We start from the raw sequence: 1,606 nt of genomic DNA, 5'->3' as shown, positions 1-1,606 counted from the left end.
GGCGAGGACGAGGTCGGGGTTGTGCACCTCGACACCGGCCGGGGGCGCGATGTCGGCGGCGGTGACCAGACCCGGGCCCTGCTTGCGCAGGTACATCACCACGGGCTCGTCGTGCTCGGACGACACGACCAGCTGCTTGATGTTGAGGATCTGGTCGGTGACGTCCTCCTTGACGCCCGGCACGGTGGTGAACTCGTGCAGGATGCCGTCGACGCGGATGGACGTGACCGCCGCGCCAGGGATTGAGGAGAGGAGAGTCCGGCGGAGCGAGTTGCCGAGGGTGTAGCCGAAGCCCGGCTCCAGCGGCTCGATCACGAACCGGGAGCGGAACTCGTCGACGACCTCTTCGGTCAGGGACGGACGCTGAGCGATCAGCACGAGGTATTGCCTCCAGAGTTTGGCGCCCGCTATGTGACGCCGTAGACACCATGAAGGGTACGGCCGGTTCGGCCTCCTACAAGCCCGAACCGCCCGACCTTGCCCAGGCAGCGCCTTCACCTGCCGGGGACACCAGCCGACAGACCCCGGACCGATCATGGTGACGACGCGGCACCCGGAGCGGCGCACCGAGCGTCTGTTGCTGCGCCAGTGGAGAGACATAGACCTGGACCCGCTTGCCGCGATGGACGCGGATCCGGAAGTTATGCGATATATCGGCGACGGCTCGCTCAGTAGCCGTGAGCGGACCGCCGCCGCGCTGGCTCGTGTGCGGTGCAGGTCAGGTTCGCATCCTGCTGGGGCACGGCGACCTCGCAGCGTGGGCGGGGTGGCCGTCGGTGGGTCGTGTTCGGGGCGATCGCGTTCGGGGCGGCGTTCTTGGTCGTCCGGTTGGTCCTGACGGGTGTGTCGGTGTCGTTCCTGGCGGATGCAGAGCGTGCCCGGGGCACGGTGGTCGCGCTGGAGTGGCGCAACGACGCGCGGATCAACGGGTTCGTGGCGTTCCTGGGCCGTGTCTCCTGGGCCCTGTCTCCTGGGCCACGTCTACAGGCCGATATTGGTGAGGAAGATGTTCCAGTCGTCCCGCCCGATTTCGCCAGGGCCGCCCTGGGCAGTGGCCGGTACTGCGGACAGCATCAGCCCGGCGAGGGCGATGGCCAAGGCGGTGACGACACGACGTTTCACGATTCCTCCTCGACGGTGACAGCACCGACCAGCCTGCTCCAAGCCAGCCGCCCCGCCTGCCGGACACGCTGCTCGGCCTGCGGATTCAGTCACTCGGTGGCCAGGGCCTCTCATGCGAGGCGCTCGACACCCGCGGCAGCGGCCTCTGCCCGGCGCCGGGCCTCACGGACCTGTCGATCTGCCGTACGCACCTTGTCGCGCGCCGCCTGCTCGGCGGAGCGTGCCTGTCGTTGCTCGTCCTTGGCGCGTTGCAGTTCGGCGGTCAGTTCGCTGACGCGCTGCTGCAGCTCATCCAGGTGTTTGCCGGCCTCGTCGGCCTCACGGCTCGCGCTCGCCGCCTCGTCCTGCCGCGCCCGCAGTTCCCGCGCGGCCTCGTCGGCGTCCTTGCGGGCTTGGGCGAGACGTCGGCGCCGGTCGGCATCGGCCTGGCGGTCACGGCGAGGGGGTGGAGGGGGCTCGGTCGGAGGGGGTGCGGCGGGGGGGG

3 protein-coding genes and 1 pseudogene are annotated in these 1,606 nt (G+C 69.8%); 1 reads left to right on the top strand and 3 read right to left on the bottom strand.

Features of this window, described 5'->3' with window-relative positions; genetic code table 11:
* Positions 1–378 (bottom strand): DNA-directed RNA polymerase subunit alpha (locus ADL12_RS21375; RefSeq protein ID WP_482262244.1); only part of this gene is annotated, 378 nt, incomplete at its 3' end.
* 157 nt (positions 379–535) lie between these two features.
* Between ADL12_RS21375 and ADL12_RS58120 the strand changes: the two genes are divergently transcribed.
* The gene (locus ADL12_RS58120) at positions 536–838 is read left to right on the top strand and encodes a GNAT family N-acetyltransferase (RefSeq protein WP_341846370.1); all 303 of its coding nucleotides are present in this window, start codon (positions 536–538) and stop codon (positions 836–838) included.
* A gap of 143 nt (positions 839–981) precedes the next feature.
* Here ADL12_RS58120 and ADL12_RS54125 read toward each other — a convergent pair whose 3' ends face one another.
* Positions 982–1,122: a hypothetical protein gene (locus ADL12_RS54125; protein WP_159053239.1), complete on the bottom strand. Its 141-nt coding sequence runs from the start codon at positions 1,120–1,122 to the stop codon at positions 982–984.
* A 110-nt stretch (positions 1,123–1,232) separates the two neighbouring features.
* Positions 1,233–1,606, bottom strand: a pseudogene (locus ADL12_RS54120) (hypothetical protein); the annotation flags it as partial.

Origin of the sequence: Streptomyces regalis, assembly GCF_001509475.1 — a bacterium.
Taxonomy (GTDB): Bacteria; Actinomycetota; Actinomycetes; order Streptomycetales; family Streptomycetaceae; genus Streptomyces; species Streptomyces regalis.
The sequence above is the reverse complement of the archived record's forward strand: the minus strand, read 5'-3'. Positions and strand labels throughout refer to the sequence as shown.